Origin of the sequence: Pseudomonas versuta (assembly GCF_001294575.1) — a bacterium.
GTDB lineage: Bacteria > Pseudomonadota > Gammaproteobacteria > Pseudomonadales > Pseudomonadaceae > Aquipseudomonas > Aquipseudomonas versuta.
Window position 1 is genome coordinate 3,699,899 of the sequence record NZ_CP012676.1, and the last position, 22,550, is coordinate 3,722,448.

At 58.0% G+C, this 22,550-nt stretch carries 21 protein-coding genes; 16 read left to right on the forward strand and 5 right to left on the reverse strand.

Annotated elements, in window-relative coordinates:
• Nucleotides 1-71 precede the first annotated feature (71 nt).
• Together AOC04_RS16645 and AOC04_RS16650 are read left to right on the forward strand one after the other, a co-directional pair.
• Complete coding sequence (locus AOC04_RS16645) at nucleotides 72-413, forward strand: pentapeptide repeat-containing protein (RefSeq protein ID WP_060695264.1); 342 nt, start codon at nucleotides 72-74, stop codon at nucleotides 411-413.
• A 248-nt stretch (nucleotides 414-661) separates the two neighbouring features.
• Nucleotides 662-934: a TfoX/Sxy family protein gene (locus AOC04_RS16650; RefSeq protein WP_060695266.1), complete on the forward strand. Its 273-nt coding sequence runs from the start codon at nucleotides 662-664 to the stop codon at nucleotides 932-934.
• Nucleotides 935-1,166: 232 nt separating this feature from the next.
• On the opposite strand, the gene AOC04_RS16655 is transcribed toward AOC04_RS16650, so the two are convergent.
• Genes AOC04_RS16655 through AOC04_RS16665 form a run of 3 tightly spaced genes read right to left on the reverse strand, consistent with a single transcriptional unit; the run spans nucleotide 1,167 to nucleotide 3,843 of the window.
• The gene (locus AOC04_RS16655; protein WP_418054951.1) at nucleotides 1,167-2,051 is read right to left on the reverse strand and encodes a heme ABC transporter ATP-binding protein; all 885 of its coding nucleotides are present in this window, start codon (nucleotides 2,049-2,051) and stop codon (nucleotides 1,167-1,169) included.
• Nucleotides 1,934-2,917, reverse strand: a complete 984-nt coding sequence (locus AOC04_RS16660) for a FecCD family ABC transporter permease (RefSeq protein ID WP_171970618.1) — start codon at nucleotides 2,915-2,917, stop codon at nucleotides 1,934-1,936. The genes AOC04_RS16655 and AOC04_RS16660 overlap by 118 nt, the downstream gene beginning before the upstream one ends.
• Before the next feature lie 50 nt (nucleotides 2,918-2,967).
• The gene (locus AOC04_RS16665) at nucleotides 2,968-3,843 is read right to left on the reverse strand and encodes a heme/hemin ABC transporter substrate-binding protein (protein ID WP_060695272.1); all 876 of its coding nucleotides are present in this window, start codon (nucleotides 3,841-3,843) and stop codon (nucleotides 2,968-2,970) included.
• Nucleotides 3,844-4,018: 175 nt separating this feature from the next.
• On the opposite strand from AOC04_RS16665, the gene AOC04_RS16670 reads away from it, so the two are divergent.
• A complete protein-coding gene (locus AOC04_RS16670) occupies nucleotides 4,019-4,357 on the forward strand; it encodes a Rieske (2Fe-2S) protein (protein WP_060695274.1) in 339 nt (112 codons plus the stop codon).
• Here the strand turns inward: AOC04_RS16670 and sfsA are convergent.
• Nucleotides 4,340-5,047 carry a DNA/RNA nuclease SfsA gene (gene sfsA, locus AOC04_RS16675; RefSeq protein WP_060695275.1) on the reverse strand — a complete coding sequence of 236 codons (708 nt, stop codon included), beginning with the start codon at nucleotides 5,045-5,047 and terminating at the stop codon, nucleotides 4,340-4,342. The genes AOC04_RS16670 and sfsA overlap by 18 nt on opposite strands.
• Nucleotides 5,047-6,219, reverse strand: coding sequence for a pyridoxal phosphate-dependent aminotransferase (locus AOC04_RS16680; RefSeq protein WP_060695277.1), 1,173 nt, complete (start codon nucleotides 6,217-6,219; stop codon nucleotides 5,047-5,049). Before AOC04_RS16680 ends, sfsA begins: the two co-directional genes overlap by 1 nt.
• A 322-nt stretch (nucleotides 6,220-6,541) precedes the next feature.
• Here AOC04_RS16680 and dksA point away from each other — a divergent pair, with 322 nt between their 5' ends.
• From dksA to AOC04_RS16745, 13 genes are all read left to right on the forward strand, one after another.
• Entirely contained in the window at nucleotides 6,542-6,982 is a 441-nt protein-coding gene (gene dksA, locus AOC04_RS16685; protein ID WP_003439669.1) for an RNA polymerase-binding protein DksA, read from the forward strand.
• A 177-nt stretch (nucleotides 6,983-7,159) separates the two neighbouring features.
• Nucleotides 7,160-8,056 (forward strand): tRNA glutamyl-Q(34) synthetase GluQRS, encoded by an 897-nt coding sequence (gene gluQRS / locus AOC04_RS16690; protein WP_060695279.1) that lies wholly within the window; start codon nucleotides 7,160-7,162, stop codon nucleotides 8,054-8,056.
• Between the two features lie 78 nt (nucleotides 8,057-8,134).
• Nucleotides 8,135-8,311: a hypothetical protein gene (locus AOC04_RS23840; RefSeq protein WP_003176118.1), complete on the forward strand. Its 177-nt coding sequence runs from the start codon at nucleotides 8,135-8,137 to the stop codon at nucleotides 8,309-8,311.
• Nucleotides 8,295-11,249, forward strand: coding sequence for a sensor histidine kinase (locus AOC04_RS16700; RefSeq protein ID WP_162232795.1), 2,955 nt, complete (start codon nucleotides 8,295-8,297; stop codon nucleotides 11,247-11,249). The genes AOC04_RS23840 and AOC04_RS16700 overlap by 17 nt, the downstream gene beginning before the upstream one ends.
• A gap of 22 nt (nucleotides 11,250-11,271) precedes the next feature.
• Nucleotides 11,272-12,705 carry a sigma-54-dependent transcriptional regulator gene (locus AOC04_RS16705; RefSeq protein WP_060695283.1) on the forward strand — a complete coding sequence of 478 codons (1,434 nt, stop codon included), beginning with the start codon at nucleotides 11,272-11,274 and terminating at the stop codon, nucleotides 12,703-12,705.
• Between the two features lie 732 nt (nucleotides 12,706-13,437).
• Nucleotides 13,438-14,832, forward strand: coding sequence for a polynucleotide adenylyltransferase PcnB (locus AOC04_RS16710; RefSeq protein ID WP_060695286.1), 1,395 nt, complete (start codon nucleotides 13,438-13,440; stop codon nucleotides 14,830-14,832).
• 3 nt (nucleotides 14,833-14,835) lie between these two features.
• Nucleotides 14,836-15,345: a 2-amino-4-hydroxy-6-hydroxymethyldihydropteridine diphosphokinase gene (gene folK / locus AOC04_RS16715; RefSeq protein ID WP_060695288.1), complete on the forward strand. Its 510-nt coding sequence runs from the start codon at nucleotides 14,836-14,838 to the stop codon at nucleotides 15,343-15,345.
• A gap of 196 nt (nucleotides 15,346-15,541) precedes the next feature.
• Nucleotides 15,542-16,342: a 3-methyl-2-oxobutanoate hydroxymethyltransferase gene (gene panB / locus AOC04_RS16720; protein WP_060695291.1), complete on the forward strand. Its 801-nt coding sequence runs from the start codon at nucleotides 15,542-15,544 to the stop codon at nucleotides 16,340-16,342.
• Nucleotides 16,339-17,199 (forward strand): pantoate--beta-alanine ligase, encoded by an 861-nt coding sequence (gene panC / locus AOC04_RS16725; RefSeq protein ID WP_060695293.1) that lies wholly within the window; start codon nucleotides 16,339-16,341, stop codon nucleotides 17,197-17,199. The genes panB and panC overlap by 4 nt, the downstream gene beginning before the upstream one ends.
• 246 nt (nucleotides 17,200-17,445) lie before the next feature.
• Nucleotides 17,446-19,110 (forward strand): glucose-6-phosphate isomerase, encoded by a 1,665-nt coding sequence (gene pgi / locus AOC04_RS16730; RefSeq protein ID WP_060695295.1) that lies wholly within the window; start codon nucleotides 17,446-17,448, stop codon nucleotides 19,108-19,110.
• A gap of 88 nt (nucleotides 19,111-19,198) precedes the next feature.
• Nucleotides 19,199-20,068 (forward strand): oxygenase MpaB family protein, encoded by an 870-nt coding sequence (locus AOC04_RS16735; protein ID WP_060695297.1) that lies wholly within the window; start codon nucleotides 19,199-19,201, stop codon nucleotides 20,066-20,068.
• Between the two features lie 92 nt (nucleotides 20,069-20,160).
• Nucleotides 20,161-21,342, forward strand: coding sequence for an acetyl-CoA C-acetyltransferase (locus AOC04_RS16740; protein WP_060695299.1), 1,182 nt, complete (start codon nucleotides 20,161-20,163; stop codon nucleotides 21,340-21,342).
• 142 nt (nucleotides 21,343-21,484) lie between these two features.
• Nucleotides 21,485-22,498: a class I SAM-dependent rRNA methyltransferase gene (locus tag AOC04_RS16745; RefSeq protein WP_060695301.1), complete on the forward strand. Its 1,014-nt coding sequence runs from the start codon at nucleotides 21,485-21,487 to the stop codon at nucleotides 22,496-22,498.
• Nucleotides 22,499-22,550: the final 52 nt, after the last annotated feature.

Here is a 22,550-nt window from a genome sequence, read left to right on the forward strand (position 1 = left end):
AGACCACAATGGTTTCACGGCGCATCAATAGTGGCACTATAGTGTTACCTCCTCTCTGCAGGAGTTACCCCATGAGCCGCCCGGCACTGCTTGATTCGGCGCTCTATGCATTACTCCATGAAGACGATATACGCGGGTTTAACCAACAGCGGCCTGCCGGCCCCATCGACATGCGCGGCGGAGATTTTCGCGGACTGGATTTACGCGAACTGAATGCCGAAGGCGTGGACTTTACCGATGCTTACTTTCGCTCAGCCGACCTGTGCGGGCTCGATCTTCGTAAAGCCAGCATCGAAGGTGCCAGCCTGGCTCATGCACAAATCTCTGGCACGTATTTCCCGGTGGAACTGACCGCAGATGAGATTCTGATGTCAGTCAAATTCGGCACCCGCTTACGGTACAGCATCAAATAAAGCAATTACGACACAGCTCCTGCGCTACCGCGTAGCGACGCTTAGCGCACGTATCTTTACTGCAAACGCTCTGTTCTCTACCTCACGAACCTGGGCTGACATTTCTTTAGTTCAATTTCCCGATACTGTCCTCGCCTGCTTGTTCCAAAAACGACTATTAAAGGGCGAGTTGTCTGCCTGACGCTACACTCTTGTACTAGTCGTTTTGTCCCGTAACCGCTGAGCTCATGCCGTCGCAAGGAGGGCTGATGAACGATGAACTCCAGCATCTGAAAAATCTTGGAAAAACGTCGTCGCAATGGCTACACGCTGTGGGCATTCACAACGCTTCGGATTTGAAACGTCTGGGTGCTGCCAATGCTTATCGGGCGGTCAAGGCACGAGGCTTCAGAGCCTCGAAAGTGCTGCTATATGCAATTGAGGGTGCCCTACAGGATGTTCACTGGAACGATATCCCCGCAGAACGTAAAGAGGCGCTGAATCGACAGGTAGAACTGTTATCGGCTGCACACAAGGCCTGACATAGATTTTTACAACGGCGGCGGGAAGGAGAAAAAACAGTTGTTGACAGCGTAATGAGAATTGTTATTATTACGCCATCTGGTCGCGAGGCCAGTCGATCTTCTGGAAGGCCCTTGGTTCGGACTCTCAGAAAATCTCCTCATCAGGCTAATCACGGTTATTTGACCCGGCTCTTGCCGGGTCTTTTTTTGTCTGCCGAAAACTCCGGCGAAGAACGCCTGGCGCTATCTGTCAGCGTGCGATGATGACCGGGTGGCCAAGTTCGGGGTGCGGCTGCACAAGCACATCCAGACCGAACACAGCCTTGAGCAACGCCGGCTGCAGCACTGCCTGCGGGCAATCCAGTGCACACACCCGCCCCTCTTCGAGCAGAAGCAAGCGGTCGCAATACCGCGCAGCCAGATTCAAGTCATGCAGGATAATCAACACTGCAGCGCCGCGATCGGCAAAGGCACGTATCGCCTTCAATGTGGTGTGTTGATGCAAAGGGTCGAGCATTGAGGTGGGCTCATCGAGCAACAGCGTCTGGCCGTTTTGCCCCGGCCATAATTGCGCCAGCACCCGTGCCAAATGTACGCGCTGGCGTTCACCGCCCGACAACGCCAGATAACTGCGACCCGTCAGATGCTCAACATCCGCAGCCTGCAAGGCAGCTTCAATAATCTCGGCATCTCGGGCATAACCGGTCTGATGGGGCAATCGGCCCATACCCACGACTTCTTCAACACGAAATGCAAAGTCCAGAGTGGAGGTTTGCGGCAGCACGGCGAGACGCTGTGCACGCTCGGAGCCTTTCCACTGGCTCAAGGCTTGCCGGTCCAGCGAGACCTGACCTGCGGTTGGCGCCAGCTCCCCGCATAACGCCGCCAGCAATGTGCTTTTACCTGCACCATTAGGACCCAGCACACCCAGCACTTCGCCCGGTCGCACATCAAGGGTGACGTCAGAAAGGACCACTTTTTGCCCGCGACGTATCTGTAAGTTTTCTGTGCGCAGCATCAGTGGCGGCCTCGCAGCAGTAAATATAGAAAGAAAGGTGCTCCCAGGAATGCAGTAACAATCCCGATAGGCAGCTCTGCCGGCGCCAGGGCCAGCCGGGCGATCAGGTCGGCGAATAACAACAGCGCGGCTCCCGCCAGCACGGACGCGGGCAACAGGACACGATGATCGGGCCCGGCCAGCAATCGCACCAAATGCGGCACCACCAAGCCAATAAAACCGATCATGCCTGCCGCTGCGACCGCCGCACCGACACCCAATGCCGTGCAAAACACCAGCTCGCGCTTCAGGCCTTCAACATTGATCCCCAAATGACTGGCTTCTGATTCGCCAAGCAGCAACGCGTTGAGCGCCTTGGCCCGGCGAGGCAACCACAAGGCGACACCTGCGGTAACAATCAGCAGGGGCCATAGCCGCGAGTAGCTGGCGCCATTGAGGCTACCCAGATTCCAGAACGTCAGCGTACGTAAAGTCGCGTCATCGGCCAGATAGGTGAACAGTCCTACCGCAGAACTGGCCAGCGCAGTGAGCGCGATCCCCGCCAGCAACATGACGGCCACATTGGTCTGCCCGTTGCGCCGGCCCAGTCTGTAGACCAGCGCTGTAACACCCAGCCCGCCCATAAATGCACACAAGGACAGCAGATACGGGCCAAAAACATCGGGCAGGCCGCCAAACGCGGAGCTACCGACAATCGCAATTGCCGCACCCAATGCTGCACCGCTGGAAACACCAACCAGACCCGGGTCCGCCAGGGGATTACGAAAAAGCCCCTGCATGGCCACACCCGACAGCGCCAGCACACCGCCAACCGCCAGCCCCAGTAGCGTGCGGGGTAAACGGATCTGCCCCAGAATCAACTCGGCCTGCTCCAGCCCGTCGCCCTGAATCGGCACGCCGACCAAGCGCAGTGCGGCCCGCAAAGTGTCAAATAACGGCAAGCTCACGGGCCCCAGCGCCAGCGATAACCAGATCGCCAGCAAACACAACGCACTCAGACCAACAAATAAAGAGCGAGGCTTGACCAGTGTCCTCATGGGTTGGCCGCGGCGGCTGGATAAAACTCGGCCGTCAGTTGCTTCAAACTGGCCGGCAGACGCGGCCCCAGGCCTCCCACCAGCAGAGTCGGATCCAGTTCGTAGACCCGACCGTCCCTGGCTGCACGGATCGAGCCCAGAATCGGGTTCTCTTTCATCAGTGCCTTGCGGGCCTCTTCGCCTGTAAGGCTACGATCAGCAAATACCAATACTTCGGGGTTAAGCCCGGCCAGAGCCTCGACCGAAAACGGCTTATAGCCGGTATGAGTGGCAAGGTTATGGCCACCCGCCTGAGTCAGTAACCAGTCCGCCGCGGTGCCCTTGCCGGCAATCAAAGGCTTGCCGCCTGCATGCCCCAACAGCAGCAGCACTCCCGGTTCCTGATCATGAGCTTTAGCTTGTTTGACTTGCTGCTGGTGCGCCTGCAGTTGCTGTTGATAATCCTTGAACAGTTGTGCGGCTTGCGCCTCGTCACCCAACAGACGCCCCAAATGCATGAGCGTCGCTTCCAGGCTAGCCAGGTCGGCCTGCGCCGAGAACATCTCAACCGGCACTCCGGCGCTACGAATCTGCGCCAGAACAGGCGGCGGCCCCATCTCATCGGTGCCTATCAACACATCCGGCTTCAAACTCAGAATGCCTTCCGCCGAGAGCTGGCGCTGATAGCCGATGCTGGGCAACGACTTCAGTGATTCAGGATGTTGGCTGGTGGTATCGACCCCAACCAATTTAGACTCTGCCCCCAACGCACTGACCCACTCCGAAAGCGCACCTCCCGCACTGACCCAACGTTGTGGCAACTCGCCAGCCAGACAGGCATGACTGATCATAAGGCCTGCACAGAGCGTAATCAGGCGGGTACTCAAGCGCATACAGTGACGTTCCTTGATAAATAGGGCCCAGCGCGACAAAGGGATTGCCACCCCGTGAAAACAGCACATTGCAGAGCAAGCAGCTATTTGATAATTGTTTGCATTTGCACGTCAACCTCTAACCCGCCACAACCCGCGCCACTGACCAGACGTTTAGGTGCCATTAAGGATTGTCATGAAGTTTTTATGCACCTCGCAAACGCTGATTGAAGGTAGCAGCCGCGGCTTCGAACACAACGGCACGCGCTTGCTCGCGGTTCGCCGCAATGGCCAGGTTTATGCCTATAAAAATCGCTGTCCGCATCGCGGTGTGCCACTGGAATGGCAGCCGGACCAATTCCTTGATTCCAGTGCCAGCCTGATCCAGTGCGCGACCCACGCCGCGCTGTTTTTGATTGAAACGGGCGAATGCGTTGCCGGGCCCTGTGCCGGTCATTCATTGACCGCCATTGACTGCTGCGAAGACAGTCAAGGCATCTGGATCACGCCACCGGCCTCAGAGGATGACCTCTAAGCGACGATCAACCACTACCGCATCAGATGTAAGGCTTACACCATAAGCCAGCACCTGCACCCCGGCGGCAACCGCTTCGCGTAGCGCAGCGGCGTAACCCGGGTCGATTTCCTCAGCCGGACGGACCGCGTCGATCCCCGTGAGATTGACACAATACAGTTGCACGGCACGCACCCCTTCCCGGGCCAGAGTCGCCAACTCGCGCAAGTGCTTGGCACCGCGTTGGGTCACTGCATCCGGGAATGCTGCCACCCGCGAGCCATCAAAGCCCAGGGTGACACTTTTAACCTCGACAAAGGCATAGCCGTCGGGGTACTCCAGCCGAAAATCAATCCGGCTGTTTTCCTGCCCGTAAGCGACTTCGCGCTTGAGCGCAGTGAAGCCTTCAAGTTCGGTGATCAACCCGGCCAGCAGTGCTTCTTCGATCAAGCGATTGGCACGCCCGGTGTTCACACACGCCAGCCGTCCTTGCGGGGTCTCACTGATTTCCCAGGTCCCCGGCAGCTTGCGCTTGGGGTCGTTGGAGCGACTGAACCAGACCTGCCCGCCCTCCACCATGCAATTAAGCATCGAGCCGGTGTTCGGGCAGTGTATGGTCATCAACTCGCCCGAAGCCGTTTCAATGTCAGCCAGAAAACGCTTGTAACGCTTGAGCAAACGCCCTTCTTCCAACGCTGGAGAAAAGCGCATCAGCCTTTCCAGCTCTGCAGGCCGCGGGCAATCCGCTCAACGGCTTCCTGTAACCGCGGCAGACTCTGGGTGTAGGCAAAACGTACGTGGTGACCTGACTGAAAACGGCCAAAGTCCAGGCCAGGAGTAATGGCCACATGTTCCGTTTCAAGGAAGTGCCGGCAAAATGCAAAGGCATCCCCACCAAACGCACTGATATCGGCATACAGGTAAAACGCGCCTTCAGGCTCTACAGCAATACCAAAGCCAAGCTCACGCAAAGCCGGTAACAGAAAGTCGCGACGACGCCCAAACTCGGTGCGGCGCTCCTCCAGAATAGCCAGCGTCTGCGGCTCAAAACAGGCCAGGGCTGCATACTGTGCCATGCTCGGAGCACTGATGTAGAGGTTCTGCGCCAGTTTTTCCAGATCAGCTACAGCTTGCGGTGGCGCTACCAGCCAGCCCAGTCTCCAGCCGGTCATGCCGAAATACTTGGAGAAACTGTTAAGCACAAAAGCACTGTCATCGACTTCCAGCACGCTGGTCGCATCACAGCCATAGGTCAGGCCGTGATAGATCTCGTCCACGACCAAATGCCCGTTACGTGCCTTTATTGCTGCCGAAAGAGAGGCCAGTTCATCACGGCTCAAGATCGTGCCGGTCGGATTCGCCGGTGAAGCAACCAGCGCTCCTACACTGTCTTGATCCCAATAGCGCTCAACCAGGTCGGCCGTCAGTTGATAGCGCACGTCCGGACCAACAGGGACGAGCTGCGCCGCACCCTCAACCAGGCGCAGGAAGTGCCTGTTACAGGGGTAGCCGGGGTCGGCAAGCAGCCAGTGCTTGCCTGGATCCACCAGCAGGCTGCTGGCTAAAAGCAACGCGCCGGAGCCTCCGGGCGTAATCAGAATGCGCGAAGGGTCAATGTTCAGGCCGTAACGCTGCTGATAAAACCCGGAGATGGCTTCGCGCAGTTCCGGCAAGCCCCGGGCCGCGGTATAGCGGGTTTTACCGGCGGCCAGTGCCGCCTGCCCCGCAGCAATAATCGGCTCAGCCGTAGTGAAGTCCGGCTCACCTATTTCCAGGTGAATCACGTCGTGCCCCGCCGCCTGCAACTCGTTGGCACGCGCCAGCAACGCCATCACGTGGAACGGTTCGATCGCGCGACTGCGCGCACTGTAAGACTGAGCCATGAGCCTGCCTTCCTGGGTAAGCAAAAGGCCGATTCTACCCAAGCACTGGCGCCAGGTAGAGCTAAATACAGTCTTAGATTGCCAAGCAGTAGAACCAATCAGCGCAAGCATTGGTCATAGCTCGGCTAAAATTATTATTCAGCCACTAATCTCAAGCATCACAGGCTCTTCACATGGCCACTGGCAACGGGCTAGACAACCGGGAGTAGCGCGGCCCGATTTGATCTGGTAAGTTCGCCCGCTTGCAGCCGCAGGGCCGGCAGGTGTCGGTGATGTTGCAATCCTGCGCAATGGATTAGAAGAATGAGAGGCGGTCCATTTCATGCCCACACAAGCTAAGCAACAGAATAGTCAACTCAGCGGTTTCGAACCGTACGTTGAAAAGAAGGGCGAAGAGTACATGGGCGAGCCCATGCGCAAGCACTTCACCAAGATTCTGCAAAAGTGGAAACAGGACTTGATGCAGGAAGTTGACCGCACCGTTGATCACATGAAAGACGAAGCGGCAAACTTTCCTGACCCGGCCGACCGCGCTAGCCAGGAAGAAGAATTCAGCCTGGAACTGCGTGCCCGCGATCGCGAGCGCAAGCTAATCAAGAAAATCGACAAGACGTTGCAATTGATCGAAGACGAAGAATACGGCTGGTGCGAATCCTGCGGCGTCGAAATCGGCATTCGTCGACTTGAAGCCCGTCCTACTGCCGACATGTGCGTAGACTGCAAGACCTTGGCTGAAATCAAGGAAAAACAAGTCGGCAAGTAATCGCCGGCTTGACCAGATGGGGCGTGCGAACGCCCCATTTTTGTTTCTGAAATATGCGATTCCATCGGGGACGCTGGCTTGCCGGCGATGCAGGCGATTCTGCTTGCCTGCAAAACCTCGGTGATCCCTTCGCAGGCAAGCCGGCTCCCACCAGAGGGGGCGTCCAGGATCAATGTCATGACTGTCTCCTCAAACCCCTCATATATCGGACGTTTCGCCCCGACGCCCAGTGGCCATCTGCATTTCGGCTCGCTGGTGGCCGCCCTCGCCTCCTATCTCGATGCGCGCTCAGTCGGCGGGCGCTGGCTGCTGCGCATGGAAGACCTGGACCCGCCACGGGAAATGCCCGGCGCCCAGGGCGCTATTCTCGACGCACTGCAACGTTATGGCTTTGAGTGGGACGGCGAACTGGTTCGCCAGAGCGAGCGCCACGATGCTTACGCCCAAGTAGTGGATCGCCTGTTCAGCCTGGGCCTGGCCTATGCTTGCACCTGTTCGCGCAAACAGCTTGAGGGTTACCACGGCATCTATCCCGGCCTGTGCCGCAATGCCGGTCACTCCATGGAGAACGCCGCCATACGGGTGCGCGTCCCGGAACTGATGTATTCCTTTGAGGATCGAGTGCAGGGTTTGTTTGGCCAGCACTTGGGACGAGATGTCGGCGACTTCGTGATTCGCCGCCGTGACGGGCTTTATGCCTACCAATTGGCGGTGGTACTCGATGATGCCTGGCAGGGCGTGACAGACATCGTACGCGGGGCCGATTTGCTGGACTCCACACCGCGCCAGCTGTACTTGCAAGAGCTGCTGGGTTTGCCTCAGCCGCGTTATCTGCATGTGCCGCTGATCGTGCAACCGGATGGGCACAAGCTGGGCAAGTCGTATCGCTCGCCGCCCCTCACGGCCGACCAGGCTACGCCGTTGCTGCTTCGCGCATTACGTACACTGGGCCAGGCCACCGATGACAGCCTCACCCTTGCCACGCCGCGTGAAGTGCTCGACTGGGGCATCGCCCGCTGGAATGCCGGCCTGATCCCGCGCACGCTCACTCTGGCCGAGGCGCAATTACGCTGACAACCCTTGCAGGTTGGCAGCCATCCGTTACCATCGCCGCACGTTTTCGGGCATGCGGCCTGTAAAAGTGAGGGCGGGATGTATATCTATCGATTGGTCCTGTTGCTGGTTGTCGGGATCTACCTGTTTTCTCCCGCCATCATGGATTGGTGGATCGACGCGACGGGCGCCTGGTACAGGCCTTATCTGCTCTGGCTGATTCTGATTGTTGTGACCTTTATTTTGCAGAGCCAAAAAGATGCCGATGAGCTTTAGCCTGACCCAGATGATCCTCATCAGCGCCGCCTACCTGACGGTACTGTTTGGCGTTGCCTGGATCAGCGAGCGGGGCATGATCCCGCGTGCAATCATTCGTCACCCGCTGACCTACACCTTGTCCCTGGGCGTTTACGCCAGCGCGTGGGCCTTCTATGGCACCGTCGGGCTGGCGTACGAATACGGCTACGGCTTTTTATCCAGTTACCTGGGGGTTTCCGGGGCGTTTTTGCTGGCACCGGTGCTGCTGTACCCCATCCTCAAAATTACCCGCACCTACCAGCTCTCATCACTTGCCGACCTGTTTGCTTTCCGCTTTCGCAGCACCTGGGCCGGCGCGCTCACCACAATTTTCATGCTGATTGGTGTATTACCGCTGCTGGCCCTGCAAATTCAAGCCGTGGCCGACACCATCAGCATCCTCACCCGCGAACCGGTGCAACACCGGGTGGCCCTGAGTTTCTGTGCACTGATCACCCTCTTCACGATTTTCTTCGGCTCGCGACACATTGCGACCCGGGAAAAGCATGAAGGACTGGTGTTCGCCATTGCCTTCGAGTCGGTCGTAAAACTGATCGCCATCGGTGGCGTGGGCCTTTACGCGCTTTATGGCGTGTTCGATGGCCCGCAACAACTGGAAGTGTGGCTGTTGCAAAACCAGACCGCCCTTGCAGCCCTGCACACACCGCTGCAAGAAGGCCCATGGCGCACCCTGCTGCTGGTGTTTTTTGCCTCTGCCATCGTAATGCCGCACATGTATCACATGACATTTACCGAGAACCTCAACCCTCGGGGACTGGTCAGCGCCAGCTGGGGGCTGCCGCTGTTCCTGCTGCTGATGAGCCTCGCCGTACCGTTGATTCTGTGGGCAGGTCTCAAACTCGGGGCTACAACCAATCCCGAGTACTTCACCCTCGGCATCGGTATTGCCGCCAACAGTAAACCCCTTGCCCTGCTGGCCTATGTGGGAGGGCTGTCAGCCTCAAGCGGGCTGATCATCGTCACCACCCTGGCACTCTCGGGCATGGCCTTGAACCACCTGGTCCTTCCGCTCTACCAACCGCCTGCCGAAGGCAATATCTATCGCTGGCTGAAGTGGACACGCCGGGCGCTGATCGTTGCCATCATCATGGCCGGTTATGGCTTTTACCTGCTGCTGGGAGCCGAACAGGATCTGGCCAACCTCGGCATCGTGGCCTTTGTAGCCACCTTGCAGTTCCTGCCGGGCGTGCTCTCGGTACTGTACTGGCCAACGGCCAACCGCCGCGGCTTTATTGCCGGCTTGCTGGCCGGGATCCTGGTGTGGATGGTCAGCATGCTGTTCCCGCTGATCGGTGACTTCCAAGGTTTCTATATTCCGTGGCTGAACATGATCTACGTGCTGGATGACACCAGCTGGCATATGGCAGCCATCGCGTCACTGGCGGCCAACGTTCTGATGTTTACCCTGATATCCCTGTTTACCAACGCCAGCCCGGAAGAGACCAGCGCCGCCGAAGCCTGTGCCGTGGATAACGTGCGGCGCCCGCAACGCCGCGAATTGCATGCCGCCTCGCCCCAGGAATTTGCCACTCAACTGGCCAAGCCGCTGGGGGCAAAAGCGGCGCAAAAGGAAGTGGAGCAAGCATTACGCGACCTGTTCCTGCCCTTTGATGAGCGGCGTCCTTATGCGTTGCGCCGCTTGCGCGACCGGATCGAAGCCAACCTCTCGGGCCTGATGGGCCCCAGCGTTGCCCAGGACATGGTCGAAACCTTTTTGCCCTACAAGTCCGGTGGCGAGAACTACGTAACTGAAGACATTCACTTCATCGAAAGCCGGCTCGAGGATTACCACTCGCGCCTGACCGGCCTGGCAGCCGAGCTTGATGCCCTGCGTCGTTACCACCGCCAGACACTGCAAGAATTGCCAATGGGCGTGTGCTCTCTGGCCAAGGATCAAGAGATTCTGATGTGGAACAAAGCCATGGAAGAGCTGACCGGCATCCCGGCACAGCGCGTGGTCGGTTCGCGCATGAGCACGCTGGGCGATCCGTGGCGCGAGTTGCTGCAGGGGTTCATCAACTTGCCCGACGAACATTTGCACAAGCAGCATCTGGCCCTGGACGGCCAGACCCGCTGGCTTAACCTGCACAAGGCGGCCATTGATGAACCGCTGGCCCCGGGCAACAGCGGTTTGGTGTTACTGGTCGAAGACCTGACAGAAACGCAAATGCTCGAAGACAAACTGGTGCATTCCGAACGTCTTGCCAGCATCGGGCGACTGGCTGCGGGCGTAGCTCACGAAATCGGCAACCCGGTAACAGGTATCGCTTGCCTGGCGCAAAATCTGCGCGAAGAGCGCGAAGACGATAGCGAACTGACGGAAATCAGCAGTCAGATCCTGGAGCAGACCAAACGCATTTCACGCATCGTGCAGTCCCTGATGAGCTTTGCCCATGCCGGCAGTCATCAGCACAACGATGAGCCCGTATGTCTGGCAGAAGTAGCCCAGGATGCGATCGGGTTACTGGCCTTGAACCGGCGCAATTTTGAAGTGCAGTTTTACAACCTGTGCGACCCGGATCACTGGGTTGACGGCGACCCTCAACGGCTGGCCCAGGTGTTGATCAACTTGCTGTCAAACGCCCGTGACGCCTCGCCTGCCGGCAGTGCCGTGCGAGTCAAAAGCGAAGCCAGCGAGCACACCGTCGACCTGATCGTGGAAGACGAAGGCTCAGGTATTCCAAAGAACATCATGGACCGATTGTTCGAACCGTTTTTCACCACCAAGGACCCGGGCGAAGGTACCGGCCTGGGCCTTGCACTGGTCTATTCCATCGTTGAAGAGCATTATGGACAAATCACCATCGACAGCCCGGCTGACATTCAAAGCCAACGCGGAACCCGTATCCGGGTGACACTTCCGCGTCATGTCGAAGCGACGTCCGCTGTGAACTGAGACCGTCGAGAGAACTGAATCAATGCCGCATATTTTGATCGTCGAAGATGAAACTATCATCCGCTCCGCATTGCGCCGTTTACTGGAGCGTAACCAGTACCAGGTCAGCGAAGCTGGGTCGGTACAGGAAGCGCAGGAGCGTTTCAGCATTCCCTCGTTCGACCTGATTGTCAGCGACCTGCGCCTGCCAGGGGCCCCGGGCACCGAACTGATAAAACTCGGGCAAGGCAAGCCGGTGCTCATCATGACCAGCTATGCGAGCCTGCGCTCGGCTGTAGATTCAATGAAAATGGGCGCCGTCGACTACATCGCCAAACCCTTTGATCATGATGAAATGCTGCAGGCCGTAGCGCGCATCCTGCGTGATCGCCAAAACTCCCAGAGCACCCCCGTCGAACGTCCTGCCAAGGCTGGCAGCACGGACAAAAGCACGGTGGACAACAGCAACGGTGAAATTGGCATCATCGGGTCCTGCCCGCCGATGCTGGACATGTACAGCAAGATCCGCAAAGTGGCGCCAACCGATTCCAATGTACTGATTCAAGGCGAATCAGGAACGGGTAAAGAACTGGTCGCCCGCGCCCTGCACAACCTGTCCAGGCGAGCCAAGGCACCGATGATTTCGGTGAACTGCGCCGCCATTCCCGAGTCGCTGATCGAATCCGAACTGTTCGGCCACGAAAAAGGTGCATTCACCGGCGCCAGCGCAGGCCGGGCCGGGCTGGTAGAAGCAGCCGATGGCGGGACATTGTTCCTTGATGAAATCGGCGAACTGCCCCTCGAAGCCCAGGCACGCTTGCTGCGGGTACTGCAGGAAGGCGAAATCCGCCGTGTGGGCTCGGTACAATCGCAAAAAGTTGATGTGCGCCTTATCGCGGCTACCCACCGCGACCTCAAGAGCTTGGCCAAAGTCGGCCAGTTCCGCGAAGACTTGTACTACCGCCTGCATGTGATCGCTCTCAAGCTTCCTGCCTTGCGCGAGCGCGGTGCTGACGTCAATGAAATTGCCCATGCCTTTCTCGCCCGCCAAAGCGCCCGCGTAGGCCGCACCGACCTCAAGTTTGCCCCGGATGCCGAGCGCGCCATCAGCCATTACTCATGGCCCGGTAACGTTCGCGAACTGGAAAACGCTGTCGAGCGAGCCGTCATTCTGTGCGAAAGCCCGGAAATTTCTGCCGAGCTGCTGGGTATCGATATCGATCTGAACGACTTGCATGACGATGACTTCATCGGCCTGGCCCCGCAGCAGAGCATCAGCAGCGGTAACACCAGCCTGGATCCCACCGAAGACCTGTCTCTGGAAGACTACTTTCAGCACTTCGTCCTCGAGCACCAGGACCACATGACCGAGACGGAGCTGGCACGCAAGCTGGGCGTCAGCCGCAAGTGCCTGTGGGAGAGGCGCCAGCGACTGGGGATTCCACGCAGAAAAACCGGGGTCGTCAGCGAGGGGTAACACGCTTAAATGTGAAAAAACTGTTACCTCCGTCTAATCACGTAACAAAAGCCGGGTCTTACGGTAACGAAGACCCGGCTTTTTTTTGCCCTCAAAAAAGCAAAAAACCCGAAAACCCCTTATTTTGCTGGCCCGCGCAAAAGTTGGCACGACACCTGCTATATGTATCCGTACAAGAACAATAAGAATCACAGCAACACACAATAAAAATAAGACGTATCGGCTCACGCATAACAAAAACAACACGGCGGAGGCGCAGCTAACTGATTCTTTTGGAGAGGTGTTGTGATTGGGGCTTGCCCCATGGCTAGGCAGAGAACAACAAAAACTGCGCTTAAAGCAGAGCCTGAACTAGTCGGATCACTGATCACACCAACACAGCGACCAAAGCAATCCGTTTGCTCTTATCTCCCGATTGGGAGGGTTACACAGGCAAAACCTCTGTAACCAGGGCGATTAACAAAAACAAAAAGCCCGCAATCAATAATAAAAATAGAGCACGCAACTACTTCTGGGGGAGCTTCGGCTCCCCTTGTAGTTTCTGCAATTCAACGAAACTTCCCCGCAAGCTCTATCTCAGTCTTCTTGCAGCCATTTTTGCTTGCTGTCAGCGGCTTCATACGCAAGAGCGGCTCAGCTTCCTACACCATCCCCTGACTAAATGCTAGAATCCCCGCCCATCATGCGGTCATTCTTCGTTTTGGCCGAACATTCCTTCAAACAGTGCATCCCATGCTGAAGAAGCTGTTCCAGTCACTCCGTTCTCCCAAGCGTCGCACGCAACAACTGCGCAGCACCCCTGAAGTGCTCAATAGCAGCCAACATTCGCTGCAACGTGCCCAGTTCAGCCGGTACGCGGTCAATATCGTCGAACGCCTGCAGAACGCCGGTTATCAGGCCTATCTGGTCGGCGGTTGCGTACGCGACATGCTGCTCAACATCACACCAAAAGACTTCGACGTCGCCACCAGCGCTACGCCCGAGCAAGTGCGGGCCGAATTTCGCAATGCGCGAATCATCGGTCGTCGCTTTAAATTGGTACATATCCACTTCGGCCGCGAAATCATCGAGGTCGCCACCTTCCGCGCCAATCACCCGCAAAACGACGAAGAGGAAGACAGCAACCAGTCCTCGCGTAATGAAAGCGGGCGCATTTTGCGCGACAACGTGTATGGCACCCTTGAAGAAGACGCCCAGCGTCGTGACTTCACGATCAATGCCCTGTACTACGACCCGGTCAGCGAGCGCATCCTCGACTACGCCAACGGCGTACACGATATTCGCAATCGCTTGCTGCGCCTGATTGGCGACCCGCAACAGCGTTACCAGGAAGACCCGGTGCGCATGCTGCGAGCCGTGCGGTTTGCTGCCAAACTCAACTTTGGTATCGAAAAACATACCGCAGAGCCCATTCGCAAACTGGCGCCGATGCTGCGCGAAATCCCGTCAGCGCGCTTGTTCGAAGAAGTCCTCAAGCTGTTCCTCTCGGGGAACGCTTCAGACACCTTCGAAATGCTGGTCGACCTCCAATTGTTCGATCCTTTGTTCCCGGCCAGCGCCGAGGCACTGGAGCACAACCCTACTTATACCCACACCCTGATCAGCGAAGCCTTACGCAACACTGACCTGCGCATCAAGCAAGGCAAGCCGGTCACCCCGGCATTCCTGTTTGCCGCGTTGCTCTGGCCTGCTCTGCCGGCTCGTGTGGAGTATTTGCAGGACCGTGGCATGCCGCCCATCCCTGCCATGCAGGAAGCCGCGCACGAACTGATCGCCGAACAATGCCAGCGCATCGCCATCCCCAAGCGTTTCACCATGCCGATTCGCGAGATCTGGGACATGCAGGAGCGTCTGCCGCGTCGCAGCGGTAAACGTGCTGACATGTTGCTCGACAATCCACGCTTCCGTGCCGGCTATGACTTCTTGCTCTTGCGTGAAAGCGCGGGCGAAGAGACCCATGGTCTAGGTCAGTGGTGGACCGAGTATCAGGACGCCAATGACAGTGGCCGTCGCGACATGATCCGCGATCTGAGCAATGCCAAAGATGACAGTGCCGGCCCGGCACCGCGCAAACGCCGTCGCACCAGCACAACCAAGCGTAAACGCACAGGCGCAGCGGAAGAGTAAGCAATGGAACGTATCTATATCGGAATGGGCAGCAATCTGGCTGACCCGGCTGAGCAATTGCGCAACGCTGTACAGGCGCTGGCGCAATTGCCTGACTCCCGGTTCGTAGGGGTTTCGGCGTTCTATCAAAGCGACTCGTTGTTACCTGGCCAGCCGCGTTATACCAATGCGGTAGCAGCAATCGACTCTGCAATGGCACCTCTGGATCTGCTGGATGCGCTACAAGCCATCGAGATAGATCAAGGCCGCGAACGTCACGAACGCTGGGGGCCGCGCACACTGGACCTCGATATTCTGCTGTTCGGCGACCGCCTGATCGACCTCCCCCGCCTGAAAGTCCCGCACTACCATATGCAGGCCCGGCCTTTCGTGCTCTACCCCCTGGCTGAACTGGCACCCGCCACGCTCACCCTCGCTGATGGCCGTACCCTTACCCAACTGTTGGCCGACTGCCCTTTTGTCGGTCTGGAGCGCCTTTGCCCGGCAACTGAAACGAATCAATTGCAGCGGTAACACTCCAGCAGTAACACCCGGAATTGACTTCCAGTGTCCTCGTCACGACTATAGGCATCCCGCTGTCCTCCACTGGGCGGCGCAATGTGAAAAGCAGGCTTATCAAGCACCTTCGATAAAGGTGTACCTGCCCATAATGATGAATCACACGCGTTACTCGCAGTGGTTATCACACTGCCTGACGAGGATCCTTTTCATGCCAGCTATCACCCTGACCACCCTGCAAAGCCTTAAGCAAAAAGGTGAGAAAATCACCATGCTGACGTGCTATGACGCCACCTTCGCCCATGCCTGCAATCAGGCAGGTGTTGAAGTGTTACTGGTGGGCGATTCCCTGGGCATGGTTCTACAAGGGCATGACAGTACTCTGCCAGTCACTACCAGCGAAATGGCCTACCACGTTGCTTGCGTCAAACGTGGCAATCAGGACGCGCTGATACTTGCGGACATGCCTTTCATGGCTAACGCGACTCTGGAGCAAACCCTGAACAACAGCGCCCAGTTGCTCAAGGCCGGCGCACACATGGTCAAGGTAGAAGGCGCCGTATGGCTTGCCGAATCGATTCGGGTAATGACCGAACGCGGCATTCCGGTGTGCGCACACATGGGCCTGACCCCGCAAACCGTGAACGTATTGGGCGGCTACAAAGTCCAGGGCCGCAACGAAAACCAGGCGCGTCAAATGCGTGCCGATGCCATTGCCCTGGAACAGGCAGGCGCAGCCATGCTGCTGCTCGAATGCGTCCCCAGCGAGCTGGCAAAAGAAATCACCCTCGCGGTAAAAATCCCGGTAATCGGTATTGGTGCAGGCAGTGATACTGACGGCCAGGTTCTGGTACTGCACGACATGCTTGGCCTGTCCCTGACCGGGCGCGTGCCCAAGTTTGTAAAAAACTTCATGACCGGCCAGCCCGATATCCAGTCTGCGCTTAGCGCTTACGTGACCCAAGTCAAAGCCGTCAGTTTCCCTGGCACCGAACACGGATTTTCTGCATGAACACTGTAAAAACTGTTCGCGAATTGCGCGCGGCTGTTGCCCGGGCACGCCGCGAAGGCAAGCAAATCGGCCTGGTCCCAACCATGGGCAACCTGCATAGCGGCCATGCGGCATTAGTCACCACCGCCGCGCAGCAGGCCGACTTTGTAGTGGCGAGCATTTTCGTCAACCCGCTGCAATTTGGCGCCAACGAAGACCTGGACACCTACCCGCGCACTCTTGCTGCCGACCAGGAAAAACTTCTGCAGGCGGGCTGCCACTTGCTGTTTGCCCCAACGGTTGAAGAAATGTACCCCCACGGCATGGCAGGTCTGACCCGCGTCACCGCGGCGCAGCTCAGCAATGAACTGTGTGGCAGCCGCCGCCCGGGGCATTTCGACGGTGTCACGACCGTCGTCAGCAAGCTGTTCAACATGGTTCAGCCCGATCTGGCTATCTTCGGGCAAAAGGACTACCAGCAGCTGGCGGTTATACGCGCCATGGTTCATGACCTGAACATGCCGGTCCAGATCATTGGCGAGCCGACTGTTCGGGCCGACGACGGCCTGGCGCTGTCTTCACGCAACGGCTATCTGAGCCAAGAGCAGCGTGCAATCGCCCCAGAGCTGTATCGCCACCTGAAAGAGATGAGCAAAGCCATCAATGCCGGCGAACGCGACTTCGCCGAGCTGACAGCCCGGCATCGTGCACAGATCGAAGAGGCGGGCTTTCGTACGGACTATCTGGAGATCCGTCACGGACAAACATTGCTCCCGGCTCAGGCCACTGACCGCGACCTGGTGGTTTTGGTAGCTGCCTTTTTGGGCACCACGCGTCTGATCGACAACGTGCACCTGAACCTCGACGGCGGGCATTAACTGCGCCGGCTGCAGGGCATTTCACAGCAAAAACTGAAACGTTTCACCTTGCGTGACGTGGCGGTGACAAAAGTCCCCGCCCGTTGTCAGACAAAATCGAGACAGAAGCTGGCGCTAGGTTTACTGTTATCGCCCGACTTCTGACATAGATGCAGAAACAGACTGACCGAGCACCTCGACATTAACCAAGGTATCGGTGTTCTCAGTGTCCAAAAGGCAGTTCAAGCAAAAAGGATATTCGCAGCGATGGCGTACTACCGCACCCCTCACGACGTTACCGCTCTGCCCGCTTGGCAAGCGTTGAAACTCCACCGTGCCGACATGCAGCATTTCAGCATGCGCGATGCATTCAATAGCAACCCGAAGCGCTTTGAGGATTTCACCCTCAGCAGCTGCGGTTTGTTTCTGGATTATTCGAAAAACCTGATCACTGATGAAACCCGCGACTTGCTGGTGAATCTGGCCAACGAGGTCGACCTCAAAGGCGCGATCAAGTCTTTGTTTGAAGGCGAAATCGTCAACGCCTCCGAAAACCGGCCTGCCCTGCACACCGCATTGCGCCGTCCAGTGGCCGACAAATTGTCGGTAAATGGCGTAAACATCATTCCCCAGGTGCATAAAGTCCTGAATCAGATGACCGAACTGGTCGGCCGGATTCACGATGGCCTGTGGCGCGGTTACACCGAAAAGCCGATTACGGATGTGGTGAACATCGGCATTGGCGGTTCGTTCCTCGGCCCTGAACTGGTGTCCGAAGCGCTGCTGTCCTACGCCCAAAAAGGCGTTCGCTGCCACTATCTGGCGAATATCGACGGCAGCGAGTTCCATGAGCTGACTGCAAAACTGCGTGCAGAAACCACGCTGTTCATCGTCTCGTCGAAATCCTTCAACACCCTCGAAACCTTGAAAAACGCCCAGGCTGCCCGTGCCTGGTACCTGGCGCAGGGCGGCTCGGAAGCCGAGCTGCACCGCCACTTTATCGCTGTGTCGAGCAACAATGCGGCAGCGGTAGCATTTGGTATTCGTGAAGAGAACATCTTCCCGATGTGGGACTGGGTTGGCGGGCGTTACTCGCTGTGGTCGGCCATTGGTTTACCCATTGCCCTGGCCATCGGCATGTCCAACTTCAAAGAGCTGCTGTCCGGTGCCTACAGCATGGACCAGCACTTCCAGAACGCGCCGTTCGAGCAAAACATGCCTGTGTTGATGGCTGCGCTCGGTGTCTGGTACGGCAATTTCTGGGGTGCGCAAAGTCACGCGATCCTGCCGTATGACCACTACCTGCGAAACATCACCAAGCACTTGCAGCAACTGGATATGGAATCCAACGGTAAGAGCGTGCGCCAGGACGGCACTCCCGTATCGACCGACACCGGTCCGGTAATCTGGGGCGGAGTAGGTTGCAATGGTCAGCACGCCTACCACCAGCTGCTCCATCAGGGCACCCTGCTGATTCCGGCCGACTTTATTGTGCCGATCGTCAGCTTCAACCCGGTTTCCGATCACCATCAATGGCTGTACGCAAACTGCTTGTCGCAAAGCCAGGCACTGATGCTGGGTAAAACCCGCGAGGAAGCCGAAGCCGAATTGCGCGACAAAGGCCTGCCAGAAGAAGAGGTGCAAAAACTCGCACCGCACAAGGTGATTCCGGGCAACCGTCCGAGCAATACCATTGTGGTTGAACGCATCAGCCCCCGTCGTCTGGGCGCACTGGTTGCGCTGTACGAGCACAAAGTCTTCGTTCAGAGCGTGATCTGGGGCATCAACGCCTTTGACCAGTGGGGCGTGGAATTGGGCAAAGAGCTCGGCAAAGGTGTCTACAACCGCCTGACCGGCAGCCTCGAAGAGCCTGCCGACGATGCATCGACCCAAGGTCTGATCAACTACTTCCGCGGTCGTCACCGCGGTTGATTGATAGCCAGTCTCCCGGACTGGCCAGGGACTGTTGACGTTTCGCTCTGACTGCGACGTCATCAGCCCCTGGCACCATCGAGGCACCATGGAATTTATCCGTCGCCCCATCGAACGCCAAATCATGAGCCTGACCGGGCTCTCGCTTGGCCAGCTCGACCTCGAAAACCCCAAAGGCGATCCCGGCCTGTTTGGCCCCACGTCCATCAGCTGGCAGGTACACGGTGATTTCACCAGCATGCTGATTGGCGGCATCAGCGCCTTGATGCTCCAGGCCTTGCACCCTCTGGCACTGGCCGGGGTGTGGGATCACTCCAATTTTCGGCAAGACATGCTGGGGCGACTGCGGCGTACCGGGCAATTTATTTCCGGCACGACGTTCGGCTCCACCAAAGATGCCAACTGGCTGATCGACAAAGTTCGCACCATTCACCTGCAGGTGGTGGGAACCGGGCTCGACGGCAGAGCCTATGCCGCCAGCGATCCCGAGTTACTGACCTGGGTGCATGTGGCAGAAGTCAGCAACTTCCTTGCGGCCCATCTTCGTTATCGCAATCCGCAGTTATCCGGTGCAGATCAAGACCGGTACTACGACGAAATCGCCTTGGTTGCCGAGCGTTTGGGCGCAACCAACGTACCGCGTTCCCGCCAGCAAATCGCCGAATATCTGCAACGTATACGTCCACACCTACTGTGTGATGAGCGCAGTCACGAGGTGATGCGCCTGTTGCTCCACGCGCCGGCGCCCAGCGTGCTCGCCAAACCCTTTGGCGCACTGATGATGCAAGCAGGGATAGAATTGCTGCCGGATTGGGCCAGCGCTCAATTGGGCCTCTATCAACGCCCCCTGACTAAAAAGCTGGTACGCGCAGGCGTTAACAGCACTGCGCCGCTTCTGCGCTGGGCCGTGCGTAATGGCTCGGTCCAGAGGGCCCGGCGCCGCATGGGGCTGGGTTGAATACGGTGCTGCTCCTGTCCCTGACTTGCCAGCAATAGCTAAACCCGCCTGACTCCAGGCCTGACATTCAAATAATAATGAGGACTTTCGCAATGCAAGACGTCGTAATCGTTGCCGCCACCCGCACTGCCGTCGGCAGTTTCCAGGGCTCGCTGGCCCACGTACCCGCTGTTGATCTGGGCGCTGCAGTGATTCGCCAGCTGCTGGAAAAAACCGGCCTGGACGGCGCCCAGGTCGACGAAGTGATCATGGGGCAGGTACTGACCGCCGGCGCCGGGCAAAACCCAGCACGTCAGGCTGCTATCAAGGCCGGGCTGCCATTTGCCGTACCGGCGATGACCCTCAACAAGGTCTGCGGCTCGGGCCTCAAGGCTTTGCACCTGGCAGCCCAGGCCATCCGCTGTGGCGATGCCGAGGTGATCATTGCAGGCGGCCAGGAGAACATGAGCCTGTCCAACTACATCATGCCCGGCGCACGTACCGGCCTGCGCATGGGCCACAGCCAGATCATCGACACCATGATCACTGACGGCCTGTGGGACGCGTTCAACGATTACCACATGGGCATCACGGCCGAGAACCTTGTGGACAAGTACGGCATCAGCCGTGAAGAGCAAGATGCTTTCGCTGCACACTCTCAGCAAAAAGCCATCGAAGCCATCGAAACCGGGCGCTTTGTGGATGAAATCACACCGATACTGATCCCGCAGCGCAAGGGTGATCCGATTGCATTCGCCAGCGATGAGCAGCCGCGCGCTGGCACTACTGCCCAGACGCTGGCCAAGCTTAAACCGGCCTTCAAGAAAGACGGTTCGGTCACGGCCGGTAACGCCTCCTCCCTCAATGACGGCGCTGCAGCAGTGTTGTTGATGAGCGCAACCAAAGCCAAAGCCCTGGGCTTGCCGGTACTGGCCAGGATCGCCGCCTACGCCAACGCGGGCGTTGACCCGGCAATCATGGGGATCGGCCCGGTCAGCGCCACTCAACGCTGCCTGAGCAAAGCCGGCTGGAACCTTGATCAGCTTGATCTGATTGAGGCCAATGAAGCTTTCGCCGCACAGGCCCTGGCGGTCGGCAAAGAGCTGAACTGGGATGCCAGCAAGGTCAACGTCAACGGCGGGGCGATTGCTATCGGCCACCCGATTGGTGCGTCGGGTTGCCGGATCCTGGTCACCCTGCTTCACGAAATGCTCAAGCGTGACGCCAAAAAAGGTCTCGCCACCTTGTGCATCGGTGGCGGCCAAGGTGTAGCCCTTGCAATCGAACGCGAATAACCAACCGCCTGTGTAGTCGCTGCCGAAGGCTGCGAGGCTTTAGCGACGGGTTGCAGCGCAACCCTTCACAGCCTGCGGCAGCGACTACAAAAGACCGTTCTGTTAAACTGCCGCGCCTTATCTATCCCCCAAGGCGCATCGCATGTCTTCCTTGAATCAGGCGCTGCGCGCCGCCCTCGATAATCGTCAGGACTTACTGGCCGAGCTAAAAGCTCAGGGTACTGATTGCTATCGCCTGTTCCACGGCAGTCAGGAAGGCGCCGGCGGCTTGACTATCGACCGCTACGGCCCGCAGTTGCTGGTGCAAAGTTTCCACCAACGTCTTGAGCGCGATGATTTGCTGCAGTTGCATGAAGCAATCAATCGCCATCTGGGTCTGGAGTTGCTGCTGGTTTACAACGACCGCTCCCAGGGCAACTCGCGCATTGATCGCGAAGACACCGTGTACCGCGCCGAAGATGCCGCCCTTGAAGATCTGGTCGGCCACGAGTGGGGACTGAAATACCGGGTACGTGGGCGCCATGCCGGCCAGGACCCGTTGTTGTTTCTCGACCTGCGTAACGCCCGGGGCTGGGTCAAACAGCATAGCGCCGGCAAAAGCGTGCTCAATCTCTTCGCCTATACCTGTGGCGTGGGCCTGAGCGCTGCAGCGGGTGGTGCCAGTGAAGTCTGCAATCTGGACTTTGCCGAAGGCAACCTGGCAGTCGGTCGTGAAAATGGCCTGCTGAACCCCGAACTGAAAAAGATGAAGTTCGTACAGTCCGACTACTTTGCAGCTATCCGCCAACTGGCCGGGCTGCCGATTGTGCAGCGTCGTCACAAGTTGCCATCCTACCCGCGCCTTGATCAGCGTGAGTACGACCTGGTGCTGCTCGACCCGCCAGCCTGGGCCAAGAGCGCTTTTGGCACTGTCGACCTGTTGCGTGACTATCAGAGTCTGCTTAAACCCGCCGTACTGGCCACTGCTCCGGATGGCGTGCTGATTTGCTGCAACAATCTGGCAAAAGTCAGCATGGACGACTGGCGCGAACAGGTTTTGCGCTGTGCTGAAAAAGCAGGTCGCCCGGTACGTGACTGGCAAGTGCTGAGCCCGGCCAGCGACTTCCCGTCACTGGATCAGCAGCCCCCCCTGAAGACCCTGATTCTGCAGTTCTGATCACGGTCAATAAAAGCCAGCCCCGCTCAAAATAAGGCGTTCGTCTCGGAAC